This is a genomic window from Actinoallomurus bryophytorum, from assembly GCF_006716425.1.
In the GTDB taxonomy this organism is placed as follows: Bacteria; Actinomycetota; Actinomycetes; order Streptosporangiales; family Streptosporangiaceae; genus Actinoallomurus; species Actinoallomurus bryophytorum.
Genome location: NZ_VFOZ01000001.1, coordinates 6091139 through 6113215 on the forward strand (window position 1 = coordinate 6091139; position 22077 = coordinate 6113215).

22 protein-coding genes are annotated in these 22077 nt (G+C 69.8%); 14 read left to right on the forward strand and 8 right to left on the reverse strand.

Annotated features, from left to right (window positions below):
- The first annotated feature begins 10 nt into the window (after positions 1–10).
- From FB559_RS44880 to FB559_RS28590, 6 genes are all read left to right on the forward strand, one after another.
- Entirely contained in the window at positions 11–238 is a 228-nt protein-coding gene (locus tag FB559_RS44880) for a hypothetical protein (RefSeq protein WP_221640214.1), read from the forward strand.
- Positions 239–731: 493 nt separating this feature from the next.
- Positions 732–2309 (forward strand): hypothetical protein, encoded by a 1578-nt coding sequence (locus tag FB559_RS28570; protein WP_141959403.1) that lies wholly within the window; start codon positions 732–734, stop codon positions 2307–2309.
- A 716-nt stretch (positions 2310–3025) separates the two neighbouring features.
- Entirely contained in the window at positions 3026–4126 is a 1101-nt protein-coding gene (locus tag FB559_RS28575) for a hypothetical protein (RefSeq protein WP_141959405.1), read from the forward strand.
- Positions 4127–4362: 236 nt separating this feature from the next.
- Positions 4363–4887, forward strand: a complete 525-nt coding sequence (locus FB559_RS28580; protein WP_141959407.1) for a PadR family transcriptional regulator — start codon at positions 4363–4365, stop codon at positions 4885–4887.
- Positions 4888–4975: 88 nt separating this feature from the next.
- Complete coding sequence (locus tag FB559_RS28585; RefSeq protein ID WP_141959409.1) at positions 4976–5686, forward strand: ABC transporter ATP-binding protein; 711 nt, start codon at positions 4976–4978, stop codon at positions 5684–5686.
- Positions 5683–7947: an ABC transporter permease gene (locus FB559_RS28590; protein WP_141959411.1), complete on the forward strand. Its 2265-nt coding sequence runs from the start codon at positions 5683–5685 to the stop codon at positions 7945–7947. The genes FB559_RS28585 and FB559_RS28590 overlap by 4 nt, the downstream gene beginning before the upstream one ends.
- 9 nt (positions 7948–7956) lie before the next feature.
- Here the strand turns inward: FB559_RS28590 and FB559_RS28595 are convergent, their stop codons facing one another.
- Positions 7957–8580 (reverse strand): TetR/AcrR family transcriptional regulator, encoded by a 624-nt coding sequence (locus FB559_RS28595; RefSeq protein ID WP_141959413.1) that lies wholly within the window; start codon positions 8578–8580, stop codon positions 7957–7959.
- 74 nt (positions 8581–8654) lie between these two features.
- Between FB559_RS28595 and FB559_RS28600 the strand changes: the two genes are divergently transcribed.
- A complete protein-coding gene (locus FB559_RS28600; RefSeq protein WP_141959415.1) occupies positions 8655–9533 on the forward strand; it encodes an NmrA family NAD(P)-binding protein in 879 nt (292 codons plus the stop codon).
- A gap of 21 nt (positions 9534–9554) precedes the next feature.
- A complete protein-coding gene (locus FB559_RS28605) occupies positions 9555–10502 on the forward strand; it encodes an alpha/beta hydrolase family protein (RefSeq protein WP_185792440.1) in 948 nt (315 codons plus the stop codon).
- A gap of 1 nt (position 10503) precedes the next feature.
- Here FB559_RS28605 and FB559_RS44170 read toward each other — a convergent pair whose 3' ends face one another.
- Entirely contained in the window at positions 10504–10656 is a 153-nt protein-coding gene (locus FB559_RS44170; RefSeq protein WP_185792441.1) for a cupin domain-containing protein, read from the reverse strand.
- A 73-nt stretch (positions 10657–10729) separates the two neighbouring features.
- A complete protein-coding gene (locus FB559_RS28610; protein WP_141959417.1) occupies positions 10730–11914 on the reverse strand; it encodes an MFS transporter in 1185 nt (394 codons plus the stop codon).
- Positions 11915–11990: 76 nt separating this feature from the next.
- Between FB559_RS28610 and FB559_RS28615 the strand changes: the two genes are divergently transcribed.
- On the forward strand, positions 11991–12959 hold the full coding sequence (locus FB559_RS28615; protein ID WP_141959419.1) for a LacI family DNA-binding transcriptional regulator: 969 nt from the start codon (positions 11991–11993) through the stop codon (positions 12957–12959).
- A gap of 95 nt (positions 12960–13054) precedes the next feature.
- Entirely contained in the window at positions 13055–13252 is a 198-nt protein-coding gene (locus FB559_RS28620) for a hypothetical protein (RefSeq protein WP_141959421.1), read from the forward strand.
- A gap of 3 nt (positions 13253–13255) precedes the next feature.
- Here the strand turns inward: FB559_RS28620 and FB559_RS28625 are convergent, their stop codons facing one another.
- Complete coding sequence (locus tag FB559_RS28625; RefSeq protein WP_141959423.1) at positions 13256–13858, reverse strand: Uma2 family endonuclease; 603 nt, start codon at positions 13856–13858, stop codon at positions 13256–13258.
- Between the two features lie 149 nt (positions 13859–14007).
- On the opposite strand from FB559_RS28625, the gene mgrA reads away from it, so the two are divergent.
- A complete protein-coding gene (mgrA, locus tag FB559_RS28630; RefSeq protein ID WP_141959425.1) occupies positions 14008–15033 on the forward strand; it encodes an L-glyceraldehyde 3-phosphate reductase in 1026 nt (341 codons plus the stop codon).
- Between the two features lie 56 nt (positions 15034–15089).
- Here mgrA and FB559_RS28635 read toward each other — a convergent pair whose 3' ends face one another.
- The gene (locus FB559_RS28635) at positions 15090–16109 is read right to left on the reverse strand and encodes an aldo/keto reductase (RefSeq protein WP_141959427.1); all 1020 of its coding nucleotides are present in this window, start codon (positions 16107–16109) and stop codon (positions 15090–15092) included.
- Between the two features lie 87 nt (positions 16110–16196).
- Between FB559_RS28635 and FB559_RS28640 the strand changes: the two genes are divergently transcribed.
- Positions 16197–16847: a TetR/AcrR family transcriptional regulator gene (locus FB559_RS28640; RefSeq protein ID WP_141959429.1), complete on the forward strand. Its 651-nt coding sequence runs from the start codon at positions 16197–16199 to the stop codon at positions 16845–16847.
- Between the two features lie 37 nt (positions 16848–16884).
- Here FB559_RS28640 and FB559_RS28645 read toward each other — a convergent pair whose 3' ends face one another.
- The 3 genes from FB559_RS28645 to FB559_RS28655 form a co-directional block, all read right to left on the reverse strand.
- Positions 16885–17739, reverse strand: coding sequence for a hypothetical protein (locus tag FB559_RS28645; RefSeq protein WP_141959431.1), 855 nt, complete (start codon positions 17737–17739; stop codon positions 16885–16887).
- Complete coding sequence (locus FB559_RS28650) at positions 17736–18314, reverse strand: RNA polymerase sigma factor (protein WP_185792442.1); 579 nt, start codon at positions 18312–18314, stop codon at positions 17736–17738. Before FB559_RS28650 ends, FB559_RS28645 begins: the two co-directional genes overlap by 4 nt.
- A 98-nt stretch (positions 18315–18412) precedes the next feature.
- Positions 18413–20161 carry a hypothetical protein gene (locus FB559_RS28655; protein ID WP_141959435.1) on the reverse strand — a complete coding sequence of 583 codons (1749 nt, stop codon included), beginning with the start codon at positions 20159–20161 and terminating at the stop codon, positions 18413–18415.
- A gap of 109 nt (positions 20162–20270) precedes the next feature.
- Between FB559_RS28655 and FB559_RS28660 the strand changes: the two genes are divergently transcribed.
- Both FB559_RS28660 and FB559_RS28665 read left to right on the forward strand, forming a co-directional pair.
- Positions 20271–20927, forward strand: coding sequence for a response regulator transcription factor (locus FB559_RS28660; RefSeq protein ID WP_141959437.1), 657 nt, complete (start codon positions 20271–20273; stop codon positions 20925–20927).
- A complete protein-coding gene (locus FB559_RS28665) occupies positions 20924–22051 on the forward strand; it encodes a sensor histidine kinase (protein WP_221640215.1) in 1128 nt (375 codons plus the stop codon). The genes FB559_RS28660 and FB559_RS28665 overlap by 4 nt, the downstream gene beginning before the upstream one ends.
- Positions 22052–22077: the final 26 nt, after the last annotated feature.

Genomic DNA, 22077 nt, shown 5'->3' on the forward strand with positions numbered 1-22077 from the left:
TCCGGTACGCGTGGCCGCCCGCCCCGAGATCACCGCGCTGCGCGAGGGGGCCGATGCGCGCGCCGCGATCGCGCAGCCCGGCACCTACTCCACGGCGCTGTTGGAACGCGCCGGTGATCTGATCATGGTCAGCGTGGAGGCCACGGGCGCCGACCCCGACATGCGCGCCGCCACCGACATGGGAACGACCGCGACCCGTCAGGTCCAATTTGCACTCACCGAGCGCCTGAACGAGTGAGGCGCACTGCGCGATGGCCTCGAACCGGTCATTGTTCACGCATGCTCCACATGGCCGCGGGGCGATCGAGATGGCGGCCCCTCAGAAACGCGCCTTATGGGCTCGCGTGGCGAAGCACCAGGATCTCCGCTTCCTTGGAGACATCCGAGCGCCAGGGGAGAGCAAGGCCGGTCGAGAAACCCCAGGTTAAATCCGAGGTTCACATTTGGGCGCCCACAGGCCGGCCGATTCCCTGAAGTCGGAATGCCTTGTCAAGGAATACTTGTCATGATAAGTGTTATTTGCCGCTTCTGGTGTGCTTGGTTGCATTAGCCCATGTCTGAGCTGGAAGTGAAGAGGCGCATTGTTTGACCTGGTTGCGATGCGTTTCCCTGTTGCGGTGGTTGCAGAGCCGCAGCGCGGGGTTGGGTCGTCTTGGGAGCGACCCGGGTTTTGTCCTGCGTTCATCTCTGTCTGCGGCCCTGTCGGGTCGCCCCACTCCAGGAGCATGTCCATGACCGCTCAAGGCGCCGGTATCCCGGCGTACGACAGCACCGTCGCGGAGGAGCCGCGACGTCCAGGGTCGGTGAGGCGTTACGCGTCCATCGGCCGCCGTGTGGCCAAGGCCACTTTCTACACATTCGCCATAGTCTTCGTGACCGGCATCTTCGTCGGTCTGCTGATGGGCATGACCAATGCTCATGCCGACGATGGCGGTTCCGGCGGCGACGGCGGTTCGTCCTCGTCCGGCACCAGTTCGTCCAGTGGTGGCGATGGCGGTTCGTCGTCGTCCAGCGGTGACGGCGGTTCGTCATCGTCTGACGGTGGTGACGGAGGTTCGTCAGCATCCGACGGCGGTGACGGAGGTTCGTCAGCATCCGACGGCGGTGACGGAGGTTCGTCCGACGGTACGGGAGACTCCTCCTCATCCAGCGACGGCGGGGACTCCTCGGCCACCGACACCCAGTCGGTCGCCACCTCGCACGACGCGACGAGTGATGACTCGTCCGCCGAGGCGAGCAGTGACACCCCGTCCACCAAGGTGAACGGCGAAGCGACGTCCGTTGACGGGATCTCCGTCAGCCACGTTTCGGTCGGCTCGCCGGATCCCAGCAGCACCACGCTGGGCAGTCCGACCGCCGCCGAGGCGGCCTCCGCCCAGCAGGGCGAGGCCACCGCGACCGCACAGGCGACCGAAACCGCCGCCCAGCAGGCCGAGGCACAGACCACTGATCCCAGTGCCGACGCGGTAGCCGCCGCAGCGGTGCCGGGGACGGTGGTGGACAACGCGGTGACGGCGCCACCGGACACGGCCGTCGCGGCAGATCCGGCCACGGACGATGTGGCGGCTGCGGCCGCGGCGGTTCCGGGGGTGTCGATCGCGACTCCCGAGGAAACAGCCGCAGTGGCTGACGCACAGGCACTGGCCAAGGCCGCAACGGCTCCGATGGACACGTCTGTCGCAGCGGATCCCGACGGTACGCTTACGCCGGGTGATCCTGCCACGGACGTGGCCGCCGCGGCCGCCGCGGTCCCAGGGGTCACGGTCACCGACCCGACCCCGACCGAGATCGGTCACAAGGTCACTGTCGGTGCGGACTTCGCTCTCGGTGTCGGTATGGGGCTCGCGCTCACGTATCAGGACCATCCGTATGCCCTCGGCATGAAGGTTCGAACCTGGCTCGGTCTTGGCGCTCAGGCCTATGGCCTGGTCACGCCGGCTATCGAACCTGGTCCGAAGACCGTGACCTATTTTGTTCAGGGTCAGGTGGGCGTTCCCGAAACCCCGGTTGTGGCCGGGGTCGAAGTGGACTATATGCCGAACAAGCCCCCGGATGATCAGGTCGCGATCGCTCCCTATCTAGGCGTGCAGTACCCGTTCCAGAACAAACCGTGGGGCAACGTCTGGGGAGTCGAGCAGACGCCGCGCAACGTGAAGACGGGCGAGCAAAGTGCCGCCACGAAGTCTGTCGGCTACGGCTGGGGCGGCATGGTAGGTGTTGCCGCCGGAGCAAGCGAGTTGGGCGCCGATCCGGCTTCGATCGGGTTCGTCAGTCCGCCTGCCAACATTTCCATGCACATGATGCACTGACCGATCGTCGGCCGGGCGCCGTCCCTCCAGGGCGTGTGTCCGGCCGGCTCTCGGCCGGGGTTTTCCTGCTTTCATCTCTGTTCGCGGCCCCGGGCCGCCCCACTCCAGTGGTGACGACGCGCCGAACTTCCTCAGCGCGGAGGATCTCGCCGCGATCAGAGCAATCGCGAAGACGGATACCAAACGAAGATCCTGTCGGGGCATTCCACCCGCTCGTGGTGGAGGACGAATGCTCAATTCCAGGCGTCGATCAAACTGTTCGCGTTTTCCTCGCAGGCCAGGAACGTGACCGCCGGGTGTCGGGCGAGATCTCCATCACGAAATGCGCAGGCCTGGGTACGGGCGGTAGCAGCATCGTAAAATCCAGTAAACGCATCTGTTGACTATTCGGGCCACCGCCAAAAACAATGACCTGTATGGTGCTAGGGCAGAACGACGAGAACGGGTCGCAGACCTGTGAGCTGCCGGGTTGCGACAACCCTATTATTCAGTTTCCTGGCGCTGCGCCGCCACGGAAGTACTGCTGTAGTGATCATCGCCGAGAGGCTCGCAGGCTTCGCTACGCGACCAGGGCCGCGACGCCCCCGGAGCCGGAGCCCACCGAGCGGTCCGTCGTATCCCTGACGAGTCCGTCCCGTGCGCCCGTACGTCCCGCGGACCGGCAGGAGAAGAAGGCCGCCTGGCGAGGCACCCGCGCGATACTGGCGCTCGCGGGTGTGTCGGCCGTCGTGGCGGGGCTGATCCCAGGCGACACCGGATTCACGCCCGGCGGCACCGGAACCCACCAGACCGCCGCCCGGCCGCGTACGGCCAATCCCCAGGCGACGGTTGTGGACGCGACGTGGGCGCCCCGGGCCAAGAAGGTACTCGCCCAGGTCAACGCCGATCTGTCGGAGATCGACAAGGCCGAAGCCGCCGCCGCGGCCGTACCCCCGGAGAAACGATCTGCTCGCCTGCGGGCTCTGCTGCAACGTCTTGACCTGCGCGCGTCGGACCTGACACGGCTCCGCAACCTGTTGCGGTCGAATTTGTCGCTCGTGGCGAACTACGGTCAGGCCGCCGAGAGTTTGGCCGACACGCAGAAGCAACTCGGATTGCTGAACCAGGCCCGTGGATCGTTGCGCTCGTTGTCCGGCCCGGCCCGCGAGGACATGAACTGGATCTTGAACGGTCTGGAGAGCCAGGCGGGGAAGCTCTCCCAGGAGGAACGCAGTCACCGGGAAGCCGAGGAGAATCTGCGCAGGCCCGCGGTGGAGGCGAGTGGCCAGGCCCTGCCCGACCTGCCCGATGACGTCCACGCGCTCGTCCGCGAGGTGAAAAAGGAAGCGGACGAAAGCAACCCGTCGAGGCGGCACCAGGATCACCCGCAAAGTGGCTCTCCCTGGCCGGACCGCCCGCCCTCCCCGCCCCACAGCCCACCGGGCAATTCGAACCGGACGGGCGCACCCCCGCACCCCCACTCGCCGTCCCCGACGGCGAAGCCTTCGACCCCGGCGGACCACGGGAAGGCCCCGACCCGGCACGAGCCGTCCACCCCGTCGAAGCCCGCGCCCCCCGCACCTGCTCACCACGAACCGGCTCCCCAGGCCCCGGCCCGCCCGGCCACCCCGAGCGGTGGCGGCGGCCAGTTCAGCGTGGACACGGGCTCGGGCGGCGGTGACTCGGGCAGCGTCGCATCGGACGCGAGCGACTCGGGCGTCGCATCGGACGCGGGCGACTCGGGCGACTCGGGTGACGCGGGCGGCTCCGATGGCGGTGACGGCGGCGGCGACGGTGGCGACGGTGGCGACGGTGGAGGCGACGGCGGCGGCGAGTGACGGCCACGGTAGGTAAGACGGCTCCAGCCGTCGGCGTACTACGAACTGCAGCTCAGCCGAGGAGCGCGCGCGGCGCGTCCACTGACGCGTGGCATGAGGCTCGCCACTAGACGAAGTCCCATCGCGACGTTCTGGCGTCTACCGGTCGGGGAATGCTCGCGCTCCCCGACCGGTCGCGCGAACGACGTATACGCGGCGTATAGACGCGACGTATACGCTTAGCGCATACTGCTCCCATGAGCGTTCCCCTCACCCTGCTCGGCCTGCTCGAACGAGAGCCGAGCCATGGCTATGACCTCAAGCGCGACTACGACGCCTTCTTCGGCCGCGGCAAGCCACTGTCGTTCGGTCAGGTGTACGCCACCCTCGGCCGGCTGGCCCGCGACGGGAAGGTGGTGGTCGGGGACTCAGAGGCCGGGTCCGGCCCCGACCGCAAGCGATATGTCATCACCGAGCAGGGCGCGACCGAGTTCGAGGCATGGCTCACCGAGCCGGTCGCGGCCGAGCCGCACCTGCAGACGGTGCTGTTCGCCAAGGTCGTACTCGCGCTGATGCTGGGGCGCGACGCGGAGCGCTACCTCGACCTGCAGCGGGCGGCCCACCTGCAGCGGATGCGCGAGCTGACGGAGACCAAACGGGCCGGCGGGCTGGTCGACGCGCTCCTCGCCGACCACGGCCTGTTCCACCTCGAATCCGACCTGCGCTGGATCGACCTGACCGCCGCCCGTCTCGACGCCCTGTCCGCGGAGGTGCGCTCATGAGCGCCTCGACCCCCGAGGAAGGAGCGGCCGGGTGCCGGGCAGGGGAGTGCGGTCCGGGCAGGGCCCGCGCTTCGGCGGAGGTGCGGGCATGAGCGCCGCCGCCCCTCCCGAAGCGACGCCCGGTGACATCATCGAGGCGCGTGACGTCGTCCTGTCGTTCGGCCCGACGCCCGCGCTTCAGGGGGCGAGCCTCTCGGTGGCCGCCGGAGAGATTCTGGCGATCATGGGCCCCAGCGGCTCCGGTAAGACGACGCTGCTCCACTGCCTGGCCGGGATCCTGACCCCGAAGACGGGGGAGATCCACTTCGACGGCGGCCGGATCGACACCCTGGGAGAGACCGAACGCAGCACCCTGCGCCGGGACCGCTTCGGGTTCGTCTTCCAGTTCGGCCAGCTCGTCCCCGAGCTGACCACCGAGGAGAACATCGCGCTGCCGCTCCTGCTCGGCGGCGTCCGAAGGGCGGCGGCGCTGAAGGAGGCCGGCACCTGGTTCGAGCGGCTCGGCCTGGAAGGGCTGGAAAAGCGCAGGTCCGGCGAGCTTTCCGGAGGGCAGGCGCAGCGGGTCGCGCTCGCTCGCGGGCTGGTCGCGCGTCCGGAGGTCCTCTTCGCGGACGAGCCGACCGGCTCGCTCGACTCGCTCACCGGCGAGCACGTCATGGACCTGCTGGTCACCGCGGCCCGCGAGCAGGGCACCACCGTCATCCTCGTCACCCATGAGCCACGGGTGGCCGCGTACGCCGACCGCGAGGTCATCGTCCGCGACGGAAAGGTGCGCTCGGCCGTACGGACGACCTCATGATCGGCTTCGGTCTCCGCCTCACGCTGCGCGGCGGCAGGGAGGCCGCCGTACGCCTCGTCGTCACCGCCGCCGCCGTGGCACTGGGCGTCGGCCTGCTCCTGGTCACGCTGGCCGGCATCAACGGGGTGAACACGCAGAACACCCGCTACGCGTGGCTCAACTCCGCGGTTTCCGGGGCGTCCGACGCCGCCCCGTCACCGGATCCGCTCTGGGGGACGCTCGACACCGACCACTACCAGGGAAAGAGCATCATCCGGGTCGACGTCGCCGCCACCGGTCCACGCTCACCGGTGCCGCCCGGGATCCCGCGACTGCCCGGCCCGGGGCAGTACTACGCCTCGCCGGCCCTCGGCACCTTGCTGCGTACGGCGCCGCCGGCCGAGCTCGGCGCTCGCTACCCCGGAAGCCAGGTCGGCACGATCGGCCCGGCGGCACTGCCCGCCCCGAACTCGCTGATCGTCATCGTCGGCCACACCCCCGGCGAGCTCTCGCACGCGCCCGGTGCGAGGCAGGTCACCGCCATCGCGACCAGAACGCCCAGCAGCTGCGCCGAGTGCCAGGTCGGCACCAACGCCAACGGCATCGACCTCATCCTGTCCGTCACGTCGGCGGCGCTGCTCTTCCCCGTACTCATCTTCATCGGCACCGCGACACGCCTCGCCGCCGCGCGCCGGGAGCAGCGCTTCGCCGCGATGCGCCTGGTCGGGGCGACGCCCCGGCAGGTCTCGGTGGTCTCGGCCGTCGAGTCGACGGTGGCGGCCGTCGCGGGTACGGCCGTCGGCTTCGGCCTGTTCTTCGTGTTCCGGGTACCGCTCGCGGCGCTTCCCTTCACCGGCGACCCGTTCTTCCCGAGCGACATGTCGCTCAACCTGATCGACGTTCTCGGGGTCGCCCTCGGCGTCCCGCTGGCGGCGGCGGTCGCGGCACGGATCGCGCTGCGGCGCGTGCGGATCTCCCCGCTGGGCGTGGGCCGTCGCGTCACGCCGCGCGCCCCCCGCGCGTACCGGCTGATCCCGCTCGTCGCCGGCATCGCCGAGCTGTCCTACTTCGTCGGCCGGCGTCCCGAGAGCACGAACGGCCAGATCCAGGCGTACCTCACCGGGATCTTCCTGATGATGGGCGGCCTGGTCTACGCCGGGCCGTGGCTGACGATGGCCGGTTCTCGTCTCATGGCCCGGCGCGCCGACCGGCCCGCGACGCTCATCGCCGCCCGACGGCTTTCGGACGATCCGCGCGCGGCCTTCCGCGCCATCAGCGGGCTCGTCCTCGCCCTCTTCGTCACGAGTACGGCCATCGGGGTGATCACGACGTTCGTCGCCGAACGCGGAGTGCCGAGTGGCGACGCGACGGCCAGGAACACGGTGGTGGCCGACTTCTCCGACGGCTGGACCGAGACCCCCGGGGTGCCGAAGGCGCACGTCGCCCCGGTCACGGACGCGGTCCTCCGCACCCTGCGCTCGATGCGGGGAGTCAGCGGCGTGGCGTTGATCCACACGAACCCGCTCGGCACCACGATCTCATTCGGTGGCCCCCGGCCGGTCGTGGCCGGGCTGGTGTCGTGCGGGCAACTGGCCGGCGTACCGGGATTCGGCCACTGCGCCGCCGGGGCGGACGTGGCGTCGGTCTCACCCCTTCTCGGCTTCGAGCGCCGGCCGAACGCTTCCATGGACACCGTGAACTGGGCCACCGCGGCCATCTCCGCCGAACGGCTCCAGAGCCTCCCGGTCCAGATGATCATGGTGCGTACGGACGGCTCGCGTGCGGTGGTCGAGCAGGTGAAGACCGTTCTCGTGGACGACTTTCCCCTGCACGGGTCACCCGCCGTCGTCACGGAGGAGCGTGCGGACGCGGCCGCCGCGAAGCTGCTCGTCGGCTACAAGCAGCTGGCCGACGTCGTGATCCTCGTGAGCATGTGCATCGCCGGCTGCAGCCTGGCGGTGAGTGTGGCCGGCGGTCTGAACGACCGCAAACGTCCCTTCAGCCTGCTGCGGCTCACCGGTGTCTCGCTCGGCACGCTACGTCGCGTGGTCGTCCTGGAGACCGCCGTTCCGCTGCTCGTCATCGCGGTGGTGGCGATCGGGACCGGGTTCCTGGCCGCCCAGTTGTTCCTCAAGTCCCAGCTGGACTACACGCTCCGGCCGCCGGGCGCCGCGTACTACCTGGCGGTCCTCGCCGGGCTCGCCGTCTCCCTCGGGGTCATCGCGTCCACCCTCCCCCTGCTGAGGCGGATCACCGGACCGGAGACCGCCAGGAACGAGTGACCGCCGGCGTCAGGGCGTGCCTTGGGAGGGGAGGAGTGCGGTGACGGCGGCGCGGATCGGCGCGAGGTCGATGTCGGCGGCGAGTGAGGCCTCGTCGGACCCCTCGTCCAGGGGCGCCTCGACGCCGAGGAGGGCGCGGAAGAGCCGCGGGAACACCGTGCGGCCGAGCAGCCGGTCCGCGGCGTCACCGCCGGCCGGCGGTGCGAGCCGGCACCGCTCGACCAGGAACGCCGCCAGCCGCTCGTGTGCCGTGTGGAAGATCGCGTCGTAGAACTGGGCCGATGCCTCCGGGAGCCGCTCGGCCTCGGCGATGCCCAGGCGGCAGGTACGCAGCGCGGGCTTCCGGAGGAGCAGTTGCAGGAAACGGCCGCAGAAGATGACGACCGCGTCCGTGGTGTCCTCGCCATAGTCGGCGGGCGTCTTGAGTTTGCCGAGGTAGAGCTCGCGCGAGATGTCGACGACCGCGAGGAAGAGCTTGTCCTTGCTCTCGAAGTGGGCGTACAGCGATCGCTTCGACGTCTCGGCGCGTGCGGCCACCACGTCCATCGAGGTGCGCTCGAAGCCCATCTCGATGAAGAGGTCCTTCGCCGTCCACAGGATGTGCCGCCGTAGTTCCTCACCGCGCCTTGCCATGCGATCTTGCCTTCTCTCAAAGTAAACGGTACGGTAGAGTTTACTTCCTACATCAACCCGGAAGAGTGAGTCGCATGATCGTCGTCACCACACCCACAGGCAGCATCGGGAATCAAGTTATCGCGGGCCTTCTCCGGAGCGGGGAACCGGTGCGCGTGATCGCACGCGATCCCTCCCGCCTCTCCTCGCAGGTGAGCGAGCGCGTCGAGGTCGTGCGGGGATCCCACGGCGACGCCGACGTCGTCGGCAAGGCGTTCGCGGGCGCCGACGCCGTGTTCTGGCTCGTACCCCCGGACCCACGGGCCACGAGCGTCGAGGCCGCCTACCTCGACTTCAGCCGGCCGGCGTGCGACGCCTTCAGGAGCCAGGGAGTCGGCCGGGTCGTCGGAGTCTCGGCCCTGGGCCGCGGGGTGCCCGGCAACGCCGGGAACGTCTCGGCGTCGCTGGCCCTCGACGACCTGATCGCGAGTACGGGCGTGAGCTACCGGGCGCTGACCATGCCCTCGTTCATGGACAACCTCCTGCGCCAGACCGAGGCGATCAGGAGCCAGGGCATGATCTTCTCGCCGATCTCCGCGGACCTCAAGGCCCCGGTCTGTGCCACCCGCGACATCGCCGACGCCGCCGTCAGGCTGCTGCTCGATCCCTCCTGGAGCGGATCGGGAGACGTCCCGGTACTCGGCCCCGAGGACCTGTCCTTCGACGACATGGCACAGATCATGTCCGAGGTGCTGGGACGGCCGATCCGCCCCCAGCAGGTCCCGGTCGAGGCCTACAGGTCCGGGCTGACCGATCACGGGTTTTCCGAGGCGATGGCACAGGCCATGGCCGACATGGCGACGGCCAAGAACAACGGCCTCGACAACGCCGAACCGCGTACCCCGCAGGCCACCACCCCCACCACCTTCCGCCAATGGTGCGAAGAGGTCCTCAAGCCCGCCGTCCTCGCCTGAGCACCCGGAAAGGAACATCAGATGACCGAGATACGTGAGCCTCCCGCCCTGACCGGCGAACAGATCGACCAGGCGTTGCGGCGGTTCGCCGACGCGTTCAGCCGGCAACGCCGGTCCCCGATCCTGCACTCACCGTCCGAGCAGGGCCTCGACCATGAGGATGTGACGTTCCCCTCCCGGGACGGGGTGCCGCTGGAGGGCTGGTTCATTCCGGCGGCCGGGTCGGACAAGCTCGTCATCGCGAACCACCCGCTGGGCTTCAACCGGTCCGGCATGCCTGCTCATCTGGAGCCGTGGAGGTCGGAGTGGGCATCGAGCGGCAACGGGTTCGAGGTCGACTTCGTCCCGGACTACAAGATCCTCCATGACGCCGGCTACAACGTTCTGGCCTATGACCTGCGAAACCACGGTCACAGCGGCGATGCCAACGGAGGTGTCACGTCGAGCGGCATCTTCGAGGCCCGTGACGTCGCCGGCTCGCTGAGCTATGCGCGCGGTCGCCGCGACACGCGCGACATGACGATCGGGCTCTTCAGCCGTTGCATGGGCTCCAGCTCCACGTTCTCGGCGATGACGCAGTTCCCCGAGGTGTTCGACGGTGTGCGCTGCCTGGTCGCGCCTCAGCCGGTGACCACGCGGACCATCATCGAGCGCCGCCTGGCCGTCATGGGACTCTCCGAACACCTCGACGAGCTCGAGCGGCTCATCGTCCTGCGTACGAGCATCGGGTTCGCGCGGAGGAACACCCAGGAGTGGGCCAGGAACGTCCGCGTTCCCACGTTCTTGTACCAGGTGCGTGACGACGTGCTGACGCATCCGAGCGACGTGCAGACGATCTTCGACAACCTTCCCGTCGCGGAGAAGAAGCTCCAGTGGATCGAGGGCACGACGGCCCGGTGGGACGGCTACCTGGAGTTCCAGCGCCGCCCCGGGCCGATGCTCGAGTGGTTCGCCACGTACATGTCCTGAATCACCGGGCCCGGCGCGTGTTCCTGTACGCGCGCCCGTGCCAGGGGAACTCGCCCTCGAACCGGGCGACGCGTACGACCGCGTCGTTCGCCGTCACCAGGCCGCGTGGCTGCCAGGGGCCCGTCAGGGAGCCGATCACTTCGCTGATCGACACCGGTTCTGTCTCGGATGGAGTTGTCTGGGACCCGTCTTCGCGCCAACCGGTGCCACCGCCCCGCGGGGTGTTCCTACGGGGCGGTGACGGGCGCCGTACGGGCGAGGGGGCCGCCCGTGGTGATCAGCAGGAGGGCGAGGAGGCCGCCGGCTCCGGCGACCGCGAAGGCTCCGTGTACGCCCACGGCGTCGCCGGCGAGGCCGGCCAGGGCGGCGCCCAGCGCGCTGCCGACACCGAACGCCGTCACCAGCCACGCGAACGCCTCCGTCACGGTGCCGCGCGGCGCGAGGCGGTCCACGAACGTGAAGGTGCAGGCCAGTACGGGTGCGAGGAAGACTCCGCTGCACACGGCCAGCAGCGGCATCACCGGAAAGGGCGGGGCCCAGGCGAGCGGCAGGTAGCCGGCGGCCAGGCCCGTCATCAGCAGGACCAGCCGCCGGTACGCCGATCCCTCCCGTGGCCGCCGCCCGTACACGAGGCCGCCCGTCAGCGCGCCCGCCGCCATGAGCGTGAGCAGGAGTCCGGAGGCGTACGACTGGTGCCGCGCGTCCGCGTACGTGACGACGGCGACGCTGAACACCCCGAGTGCGACGCCGACGCAGGTCAAAGAGGCGATCAGCACGCGTATGCCCGGCGAGCGCAGCGGCCCGGCCCAGTGCCCGCCGCCACCCTCGCCCCGCCACGTACGTGACGGTCCCGACGAGGTCACCACGAGCGTGCCGGCCACGCCCAGCAGGCCGGTGAACACCAGGGCGGCGCCCTCCGACACCGAGGCGGCGGCGATCACGAGCAGCGGCCCGCAGGTGAACAGCAGCTCCTGCGCCGCGGCGTCCAGCGCGTACGCGGACTGGACCTCGGCCGGACCGGCCAGCACCGAGGGCCACAGCGCGCGCAGCCCGGCCTCCAGCGGCGGCGTCGCGAACCCGGCCAGCAGCACGCCGCCGACCGCCACCGGCAGCGGCCGCAGGCCGGCCACCGCCAGCGCCGTGAACCCCACGGCCGCCGCGATCGCGCCGGAGGCGAGGATGCGCGGCTGGCCGAATCGGTCCATGGCGCGCCCGAGCACCGGCTGCCCGGCCGCCATCGCGAGCCCGTACGCCGCCGACAGCACGCCGGCGAGCGTGTACCCGCCGCCGTGCGCCCGGGTGAAGAGCACGATCGCCAGCGCGGCCATGCCGTTGGGCAGCCGGCCGAGCAGCGTGCCGCCGAGCAGGCGGAACGCGTGGGGTCTGCGGAGGAAGTCGAGATAGGCGCGCATAAGGTCCCGTCATACGTATTACCAGCGATGTAGTCATACGTATCACTAAATACCGGTCAGGCTCTAGTCTTGTCGGGTGTCCAAGAGACCGACCAGCCATGACGTGGCACGCGCCGCCGGGGTGTCCCAGTCGACCGTGTCGCTCGTCCTGGCCGGCAAGGCCGAGGGCCGGGTCAAGCCGGAGACCGGCCAGGCCGTACGCGAGGCGGCCCGGCGGCTCGGCTACCGGCCCAACCTCGCCGCCCGCAACCTGCGCCTCGGCCGTACGCGTACGGTGCTGCTCGTCGTACCCACCCTGGCCAGCCCGTTCTTCGGCGCCGTCTACACGGGCGCCGCGCGGGTGGCGGGCGAACGCGGGTTCGGCGTCGTCGTCCATCCCTGGACCGACGACGCGGCGCCGGCGCGCAGCCCGGTGGACATCGAGGCCATCGACGGGGTGCTCGCCTCCTCGCTCGGCGGCGGCGTGACGGGCATGGGCGACGTACCCCTGGTCGTGCTGGACAACGACCCGGCGGACCCGGCGCCGTCCGTCAACTTCGACGTCGCCGGCGGCATGCGCCTGATCGCGCGGCACCTGGCGGAGCTGGGCCACCGGCGGATCGGGCACCTGGCCGCCGCCGTCGACGCCTGGACGTTCCGGGTACGCGGCGAGGTGCTCGCCGATGCGGGCCCGCTCCTGTGCCGTGGCCGCTCGGCCATCGATGTGACCGCCGCGCGTACGGCCGCCCTCGCACTGCTGGATCGCGGGGATCGTCCCTCGGCGCTGGTCTGCGACGACGACCTGATCGCCGCCGGCGCGTACAAGGCGGCCCGCGCGCTCGGCCTGGAGGTCCCGGCGGACCTGTCGGTCACCGGCTTCGACGACATCCTCGTCGCGACCGCACTCGAACCCGAGCTCACCACGATCCGCCTGCCCGCCGAAGAACTCGGCGCACGCGCGATGACCGCACTGCTCGAACGCCTGGACGGCCAGACCCCGCCGGACGTGTCCCTGCCGGGCGAGCTCATCGTCCGCGGCTCGACCGCCCCGCCGCGCGAGGCGTGAAGATCTGTCGGAAGTCTTACGGCTCCGCCCGGGACCGGCCGCGCGGGACGAGGCGGGAGTAGCGTCGGTGACCGGTCCCAGATCGGAGCGTCACCATGGTCATTCGCGGCCTCGTCGGCCTTGTCCTCTGCGCGCTGGGCGGCATCTGGATCGCGCAGGGCGAGGGAGCCATGAAGGGCTCGTCGATGTCCGGCCACGGCCAGTACGCCGTACTGGGCATCGTCGCGGTCCTGATCGGCCTGGCGTTCCTGGTGTGGGCCTGGCGCGTGCACGGCCGCCAACACCCGTCCTGACCTCTATCGAGGCAGCTCGTCCAGGTCGATATCGATCTGAAACGGCACCGGAACGCTCAGCTTGCCATGATGGATACCGGTAAGCGCGTACGCCTTGGTAGCCGGATCGAGTTCGTAGACGTAGACGACCGGCCGGCCGTCCTTCGCCTCCACCCGCCAGAAGTGCACGATCCCCGCCTCCGCATAGCGGGGCGGCTTGGACTTACGGTCCCGATCCTCCGACTCGGGCGAGACCACCTCAACGACGAGGTGGACCTCATCCGGGGTGTAGAAGGTCCGGTCGTCGTGGTCGGCCGCCGTGTCGATCACCAACACGTCGGGGCAGGGTCGCGTACGGTGCCCGAGCTTCACGTCCATCTGCGTGATCGTGATCAGGTGGGCCGGAACTTGAGTGTTAAGGCCGTATCTGAGCCCGCTGATCACGCGCTCGTGGAAGCGTTTCTGGGGAGACATGAAGACGAGGGCTCCATCGATGAGCTCGACGTGCTTGAAGAAGCCGGGTTCGCCGTTCGGGCCATCGGAGGGGAGATGGTCCAGATCATCGGCGGTCCATCCCCAGGGGGGCGGCGACGGCCAGTACTCCAGCGCGCTGGTCACGTCATGCATGTTAGGTGTGTCTCCGTCACCGTGTGTGCTCATTCGAACGATTCCCGTGACATGGTCCCTGTCTCTCTCACCATCTTGCTGCAGTCCGGCCGCGCCGTACACCGACCTCGCCGTTCCAGCACGTCGGCACGCACGGCAGACTGCGGCGTATGAGTTATGAGGCCGCCGATGACAGGTATGACCAGATCTCCTATCGCCGCACCGGGCGGAGCGGGCTCAAGTTGCCCGCCATCTCCCTCGGCCTGTGGCACAACTTCGGGGACGACAAGCCGCTCGAGACGCAGCGCGCGATTCTCCGGCGTGCGTTCGACCTCGGGGTCACGCACTTCGACCTCGCCAACAACTACGGGCCGCCCTACGGCTCCGCCGAGGCCAACTTCGGGCAGATCTTCGCTCAGGACTTCCGGCCGTACCGTGACCAGCTGATCCTGTCCACCAAGGCCGGCTACGACATGTGGCCCGGCCCGTACGGCGAGTGGGGTTCGCGCAAGTACCTCCTGGCCAGCCTCGACCAGTCCCTCGAGCGGATGGGCGTCGACTACGTCGACATCTTCTACAGTCACCGTCACGACCCGGAGACGCCGCTCGAGGAGACGATGGGCGCGCTGGACCACGCCGTACGCTCCGGAAAGGCGCTGTACGCCGGCATCTCCTCCTACTCCCCGGAGCGCACGGAGGAGGCCGCGGCCATCCTCAAGAGCATGGGCACCCCGCTGCTGATCCACCAGCCCTCCTACTCCATGCTGAACCGCTGGATCGAGGGCGGCCTGCTGGACACCCTGGACCAGGTGGGGGCGGGCTGCATCGCGTTCTCGCCGCTGGCGCAGGGCATGCTGACCGACAAGTACCTGAACGGCGTGCCCGAGGGGTCGCGGGCCAGCCAGGGCAAGTCCCTGTCGCCGGACCTTCTCACCGACGAGACGCTCGCGCACGTACGGACGCTGAACGACATGGCCGGCAAGCGCGGGCAGACGCTGGCGCAGATGGCCCTGGCCTGGACCCTGCGCGACCCGCGGGTCACCTCGGCGCTGATCGGCGCCAGCAGCGTCGCGCAGCTCGAGGACAGCCTCGGCGCCCTGGACAACCTCGACTTCGCCGAGGACGAGCTGAGCGCCATCGACCACGACGCGGTCGAGGCCGGCATCAACATCTGGGCCGCCTCCAGCCGCCACTGAGCGAAAGAGCGGTCGCCCACCCCCGGGCGAGGGGGTGGGCGACCCGGGCGGCTCCGTCAGTCGGTACGTCCCACGACGTCCCGGCTGACCGGGCCATAGACGAACTCCCGGCTCGACTCGATGAAGTCGTGGGGGAAGCCGGGCTCGATCGCGCTCACCTCGTCGAGGCGGCGCAGGGCCTCCTCGGGCAGGCGGAGGTCGAGCGCGGCGAGGTTGGTCGTCAGCTGGTCCGGGCGGCGGGCGCCGAGGATGGGGTGCACCCAGGGGCGGTGCGCCCTCGTCCAGGCGAGCGCCACCTCCGACGAGCTGACGCCCAGGCCGTCGGCGACCGCGTCGACCTCGCGCGCCACCCGCAGGTCACGCTCGGAGATGTCGGCGGGGTTCTTCCGCGTCGGCTCCGCCGTCTCCGACCGGGTGAACTTGCCCGACAGGACCCCGCCCGCCAGCGGCGACCACGCTGCCACCGACAGTGAGAGGGCGTCGGCCATCGGCAGCAGCTCGCGTTCGATGTCGCGCTGCACCAGGCTGTACGGCAGCTGCACGCCGGTGAAGGCGGTCAGGCCGCGCGACTCGGCCAGGGTGTTCGCACGGGAGACCACCCACGCCGGAGCGTCGGAGATCCCGATGTAGAGCACCTTCCCCATCCGTACGGCATCGTCCAGCGCACGCATCGTCTCCTCGACGGGTGTGTGCGCGTCCCAGATGTGCACCCACAGGATGTCGATGTAGTCGGTGCGCAGCCGGCGCAGGCTCTGTTCGAGCGAACGCGTCAGGCTCTTGCGGTGGTTGCCCGACGCGTTCGGGTCCGCGCCGTCCAGCGACAGCGTGTACTTCGTGGACAGCACGAAGTGGTCCCGCTCAGACTCCACCAGCTCCCCGACGATCCGCTCGCTCGCGCCGTCCGTGTAGTTGTTGGCCGTGTCGATCACGTTGCCGCCGGCCTCCGCGTACGCGGTGACCATCTTCTGGCAGTCCTCGGCAGAGGCGCCCCATCCCCAGTCCTCCCCGAACGTCATGGTCCCGAGGAACGCCTCGGAGACCCGTAGTCCGCTGCGACCGAAAGTCCGGTACTTCATCGCCATCTCCTTCTTGGGGACTTCGAACATACGTAGTGTCTAGACAAGCCGTCTAGACACTTTATTCCCCTCGCTAGACTTGGTCGCATGGCGAGATCAGAGGGTCCACGTCGTTCCCGGAGCACACCGCCGTCCGGGCGTGACGAACGGGACATACGCAAGGTGATCCTCGACGTCACCCGCGAGCTGCTGAACGAACGGCGCTTCGACGAGATCGCCGTGGCCGACGTCCTTGCCGCCGCCGAGATCTCGCGCGGCAGCTTCTACTTCTACTTCGAGAGCAAGCAGGACGTGCTGGCCGAGCTGGTCCGCCAGGCCGTGGGGGAGGGGCACGTCGCGGCCCGGCCGTGGCTGGGGCACGAGGAGAACGAGCAGTACGCGACCGTACGGCACGGGATCAGCGAAGGCGCCCGGCTTTGGCGGGAGCAGGCCCCGGTCCTGCGCGCGATCGTGGAGAACTGGCGCAGCGACCCGAAGCTCACCGAGCTGTGGCTCCAGCAGATGGACGGCTACACGACCGCCACGACCGCCCGCATCGACCAGGACCGTGCGACCGGCGCCAGCCCGAAGGGACCGGTCGACGCCCACACCCTCGCCGCCACCCTCACCTGGCTGGGCGAGCGCCTCTACTACCTCGCCGCCGCGGGCGTCCCGCCCTTCGACGACGAGGAGGCCCTCATCGACGTGCTCACCCACATCTGGATGGCCACGCTCTACCCGGGCGACGTGCCTGACTGACACGCGAGGCGATCGCCCCTGCCGCTCGTCCCGCGGATCAGTGGTTCGTGGGCCGGGGGCCGACGAACATGATGACCAGGCCGTCGCCGCCGGCGACGGCGTCGTGGACGTACCAGTAGCTCTTCACCTGGTCCGCCGTGAGGACGTTCTGCCGCGGCGTGTTCGGGCCGTCCTCGTACCGGTACGAGATGGTGCCGATGTGGCGCCTCCTGGCCTCGGCGAGCACGTCCGCGACGGTGCGTCCTTTGACGTTGCTCAGCCCCACACCCTCGCCGGGCGTGTCTCCGGGCCCGGTCTCGTACTGCTCGCCCGGCCGCGCGGGCCGACCGAAGACGACCCTGACGAACGCCTTGTACGTCAGCGGGACCTTGATGCCGACGCTGCAGGTGTCGGTCCCGCACCGCCCCTTCGCGGTGATCGTTTTGACCTGGCCGTCTCCGTCGTCCTCGAGGAAGAGCACTGAGCCGACGTTCTTCGGCGAGCTGGGCATCAGGCGGAGGTCGATGTTCAGACCGTGCGCGGCGAACTCCTTCTTGTATCGCGCCGGGTCGGCGACCGGGTCCTTCACCGTGACGATCAGATGTCCGCTCCGCCGGGTGAACGACAGGGCCGCGGCCTGGACCTTCGCCGGACCGATCCGCGCGGGAGCGTCATCGTGGCCGCCGGCCGCTACCGCGACGATCGCTGCGGCTGCGGCGGTCACGGTCACGGTCACGGCACCGGTCGCCGCGAGCAGCAGCCGCTTCCTTGGAACCCGGCGCTCACGTGCGGCGTCGGGCCGCGGAGTCGCGATGATCGCGGAGATTCTCACGTCCATGTCGTCCGTGTCGTCCATGGGAACCTCGTCCAGGGCTGTGGGCTTGAGGGCGGCAACGAGGCGATCACGGGTCATGAGCGGTCTCCTTCCAGAGCGTTCATTCGCACTGTCGCTGGGGAGGCCGCCTGCCGCTGCAGCGCGTGCGCGAGCCGGCGGCGGGCACGGTGGATCCGGACGTAGTAGGCGGCCTTCGTGCAGCCGAGAACCCTCGCGCACTGCGCCGCGTCAAGGCCGTACCAGGCGCTGAGGATCAGGATCTCGGCGTCGTGGTCCGGCAGGGCGGCGAAGGCGGCCAGGCCGGTGTTCCGCTCGACCACCAGGTCGCCGGTGTCCCAGGCCGCCAGGTCGTGGTCGTCGGTCAACTGCCCGATGCGCCGCGCGATCGTCTCCCGCCTGCGACCGGCGGCGAGCTGTTTGAGCCGATGGTTCCTCGCGGTTCCCAGCAGCCACGGCAGCGGATCGTCCCGCGGCACCTCTTCGAGCTTTCGCCACGCCGTCAGGAACGTCTCGTGCGCGACGTCCTCGGCGACCTCACGCGGGCTGTGCGCCAGCGCATAGCCGAGCACCCTCGTGTAGTTGTGCCGGTAGATGGACGTGAAGCGAGCGGTATCAGCGCCATCACCGATGCCGCGGGCACTGTCAGCGATCACGCCACCACCCCCTCTCGCGTGTGCTGTGTGAGTCCGACACCGGGTAACCCCGCGCACGACCGCGTTTCTTGCAGCGGACCCAGAACTTTCTCACCCCATCACCCCGGCGTGGCCTGGAAGGCGGTGCCGCGCCACCGGCGAGCCAGGCGTGAACCGGCCACGAGGTGCCGGCACCTGGTGTCGTGCCAGGCGACCCACCGGCCCGGCTCGCGATCGGTGACCTTCCACCCGGCCGGGTGATCGGGCCAGGCGGCTGTGGTGGCGCCGGCGTGCCAGGCGGTGACCACGGTGCAGGTCCCGGGGCGTGGACCTGCGGGTGAGAGCCATTCGACGGTCGTCCATCCGACCCGGTACCGCAGATCGGCGACGGTGCCCCAGCCGAGAGACGGCGATACCTCCACTCCGCGGTCTCTCGTGACCGCCGGCCGGTCATTGGCGGGGCGGTCGAAGGTGCCTGTCGTCCGGACCAGAAACCCTCCGTTGACGACGAGGAGCACCGCCGCGACACACGTGGGCCACGCGCGGAGCAGGACGACGCACACGCCGATCGCGCCCGCGACCAGACCGGCGGTGAGGAGGTCGAGGGAGTGCCGGTTCGCGGTGAGGTAGATGATCTCGGGGAAGTCGAAGCCGACGAAGGTGTCCTCGTGCAACCGCGGTCCCGCGTAGGCCACGACGGCGAGTGCGGTCCCCGCCATGACTCCGGCGGTGGCCAGGGCCGCGGCGCAGAGCCCGCGCCGGCCGGCTCGGATGAGGAAGGCCGCCGCGGCGAGTGTCAGCGGAACCGCGACGCAGGCGAGGTAGCGACCGTAGGCATGGTTGCCGACGCGGTGCTCGTCCGGCAGTGCCGCCGTCGAGGCCAGCGCGATTCCCACAGTGACGGTGACGGCGGCGCCCGCCACAAGCCGCAAGGTCCGGTCGGCACGTGGTGACAGGACCTGCACGAGGGCCGCCACCAGGCCCAGTCCTGCCAGCCCGTAGGTGGAGGTGGTCAGGTACCAGATCTGGCCGCAGGCGCCTGAGAGCGTGCGGAGCAGCCCGCTGGTGGAGGTGAGCCGTGACGACAGCACGCCGCTGAGGTCTCTGGCTCCGTGCGGGTACAACGCGTGCAGGAGCAGCGTGTTCAGCCGGTTCGCCCCCGCCCACATGGCCACCATGACGGCGGCCGCGAGCGTCGTCACCCGGCGGGGTGTCCACCCGCGGACCAGCAGCAGCAGGAGGACTCCCGCGTGGATGAGAAGGATCACGATGCCTCTCGAATGCACCGCGTAGGCGTAGGCGGCGGCGAGGCTCGCGACCGATCCGCTCCGTGAGTGGCCCGCGTCGGCGAACCGGATCAGAGCGAGAAGCCAGGCCATGACGACGGCGGGCAGGATCGCGTCGGTGAGCGCCCAGGCACCGAAGAACAGATTGGCCGGCAGCGACGCGACGGCGAAGGCGATCGCGGCGGCCGCGGACGGAGCCAGGTCCAGTCGTCGCAGGATCGCCACGGACAGCGGGAAGACCGTCGCGCCTGTGATCGCCCCGATGCCGGTCACCAGCCGGTAGACGGTCTCCGGATCCGCGGTGACCAGGTAGACCGGGCTCAGCAGCAGCGGGTATCCGCCCTGGTAGAACGTCAGGTGCGACAGGTCCCCACCTGGGCGGCCGGCCAGCCACCGTGCGGCCAGCAGGTAACCGGCCTCATCGGGGTACGCGGCGGGCGCCCGCGCGTGCCAGAACGCCCACACCCGCAGCGTGACCTGGGCGAGCCACCCCACCGCGACGAGCCACCGAAATCCCGGATGAGGTGCACGGGACGCCGGGACAGGGGCGGTTCGCGGAAGGGCGGGCGTCGTGAGCGTCATGGCCGGAGATTCCAGCCAATGACCGATAACCCCGCCATTACCGCATCTGGTTACGCTCGCGTTACTCCATCCCGGGCAGACTCTGGCCGCACGCCGCCGAGGAGGACCGTTGCGGGTACTGATCGCCGAGGACGAACGCATGCTCGCGGACTCGATCGCCGAAGGCCTACGAGCCGAGGCGCTGGCCGTCGACATCGCCTACGACGGCGGCGCGGCCCTGGAGCGGCTGGGCGTGAACGACTATGACGTTCTCATCCTCGACCGCGACCTGCCGGTCGTACACGGCGACGAGGTGTGCACGGCGGTGGCCGGCTCCCGTGCCCTGGTGCGGGTACTGATGCTCACCGCCGCCGGCGACGTGCGCTCACGCGTGTCCGGGCTCACCCTTGGCGCGGACGACTACCTGGTCAAGCCGTTCGCCTTCGAGGAGCTCCTCGCGCGTGTGCACGCCCTGAGCCGTCGCGCCCGGCCCGCCGAACCGCCCAGGCTGGAGCGGGCGGGCGTGCTGCTCGACCGTGCTCACCGGCAGGTCTTCCGGGGCGGCCGCTACGTACCACTGGCGCGCAAGGAGTTCGCGCTGCTCGCCGAGTTGCTCCGCGCGGACGGCGCGGTGGTCTCCACCGAAGAGCTCCTGGAGAAGGTGTGGGACGAGCACACTGACCCGTTCACGAACACGGTCCGTGTAACGATCATGAAGTTACGGCGCAAGCTCGGTGACCCCCCGGTCATCGAAACCGTTCCGGGAGTGGGGTACCAGATACCGTGAAGCCGACCATCCGCATGCGATTTGCGCTGGTCTGTGGCTGTATCTCCCTGCTGAGCGGAGCCGTGGTGCTGACCATCGCCTATCTCCTGGTGCGCAGCCACATGCACGACCAGGTGCGCGCCCTGGCGCGAGGGTCGGCCGACGCCTTCAACCCTCCGTACCAGGCGGCGGCCGAGAACGCCTCCCGTGTCGTACGCCGCTCCGGCAACGCCACCATGGGCTCGCTGCTGACCCGGGGAGCGACCGTCGTCGCGCTATTCGGCTGCGCGGCCGTCGGGTTGGGCTGGCTGGCGGCCCCCTGGGCACTGCGGTCGCTTCAGCGGATGACCGCGACGGCCCGGCAGGTCGCACAGAGCCATGACCTCACCGAACGCATCGGCTACGTCGGCCCGCGTGAGCAGGTCCACGAACTCGCCGACATCTTCGACACCATGATCGGCCGCCTGGCGCGTGCGTACGGCGTCCAGCGGCGCTTCATCGCCAACGCCTCCCACGAGCTGCGCACCCCCCTTGCCATCAACCGGACCCTGGTCGATGTCGCGATCCGCCGCCCGGACGCGACCGAGGAGATGAGACGTCTCGGCGAGTCCCTCCTGGTCGTCAACACCCGGCACGAACGGCTCATCGACGGTCTACTCGCTCTCGCCGAAGGCGAACAGACCGTGCTCGACAAGCGCCCGCTCGACCTGACCGACGTGGTCGAGCACGTCCTCGACCTGATCGCCGAGGAGGCCGGGGAACGAACCGTGACCGTACACCGCCTGCTGGACGCGGCACCGACCGCAGGAGACGCGGTCCTGCTGGAACGCACGGTGCAGAACCTCGTGGAGAACGCCATCCGGCACAACCGGCCCGGCGGTGAGGTCTGGGTCACCAGCCGGCAGCGCGACGGGCGGGTCGAGCTGCTCGTGGCCAACACAGGGCTGGTCGTTCCGCAGTACGAGGCCGAGACGATCTTCGAGCCGTTCCGGCGGCTGCACGCGGACCGGCCGCGATCCGACCGCGGCAGTGGTCTCGGGCTGTCGATCGTCCGCGCCATCGTCGACGCACACGAGGGCACGGTCAGCGCCCGGCCCCGGGAGGAAGGCGGCCTCACCATGGTCGTAGAACTCCCGGCCGCGTGAGACGGGCCACGCTCTACCCCGGTGAC

Excerpts from the sequence above, each read along its gene's own strand:
- FB559_RS28590 (WP_141959411.1), top strand. The coding sequence starts at position 5,683 with ATGATCGGCTTCGGTCTCCGCCTCACGCTGCGCGGCGGCAGGGAGGCC.
- FB559_RS28645 (WP_141959431.1), bottom strand. The coding sequence starts at position 17,739 with ATGACCCGTGATCGCCTCGTTGCCGCCCTCAAGCCCACAGCCCTGGAC.
- FB559_RS28620 (WP_141959421.1), top strand. The coding sequence starts at position 13,055 with ATGGTCATTCGCGGCCTCGTCGGCCTTGTCCTCTGCGCGCTGGGCGGC.
- FB559_RS28610 (WP_141959417.1), bottom strand. The coding sequence starts at position 11,914 with ATGCGCGCCTATCTCGACTTCCTCCGCAGACCCCACGCGTTCCGCCTG.
- FB559_RS28585 (WP_141959409.1), top strand. The coding sequence starts at position 4,976 with ATGAGCGCCGCCGCCCCTCCCGAAGCGACGCCCGGTGACATCATCGAG.
- FB559_RS28625 (WP_141959423.1), bottom strand. The coding sequence starts at position 13,858 with ATGCATGACGTGACCAGCGCGCTGGAGTACTGGCCGTCGCCGCCCCCC.
- FB559_RS28570 (WP_141959403.1), top strand. The coding sequence starts at position 732 with ATGACCGCTCAAGGCGCCGGTATCCCGGCGTACGACAGCACCGTCGCG.
- FB559_RS28580 (WP_141959407.1), top strand. The coding sequence starts at position 4,363 with ATGAGCGTTCCCCTCACCCTGCTCGGCCTGCTCGAACGAGAGCCGAGC.
- FB559_RS28605 (WP_185792440.1), top strand. The coding sequence starts at position 9,555 with ATGACCGAGATACGTGAGCCTCCCGCCCTGACCGGCGAACAGATCGAC.
- FB559_RS28655 (WP_141959435.1), bottom strand. The coding sequence starts at position 20,161 with ATGACGCTCACGACGCCCGCCCTTCCGCGAACCGCCCCTGTCCCGGCG.
- FB559_RS28640 (WP_141959429.1), top strand. The coding sequence starts at position 16,197 with ATGGCGAGATCAGAGGGTCCACGTCGTTCCCGGAGCACACCGCCGTCC.
- FB559_RS28635 (WP_141959427.1), bottom strand. The coding sequence starts at position 16,109 with ATGAAGTACCGGACTTTCGGTCGCAGCGGACTACGGGTCTCCGAGGCG.
- FB559_RS28600 (WP_141959415.1), top strand. The coding sequence starts at position 8,655 with ATGATCGTCGTCACCACACCCACAGGCAGCATCGGGAATCAAGTTATC.
- mgrA (WP_141959425.1), top strand. The coding sequence starts at position 14,008 with ATGAGTTATGAGGCCGCCGATGACAGGTATGACCAGATCTCCTATCGC.
- FB559_RS28595 (WP_141959413.1), bottom strand. The coding sequence starts at position 8,580 with ATGGCAAGGCGCGGTGAGGAACTACGGCGGCACATCCTGTGGACGGCG.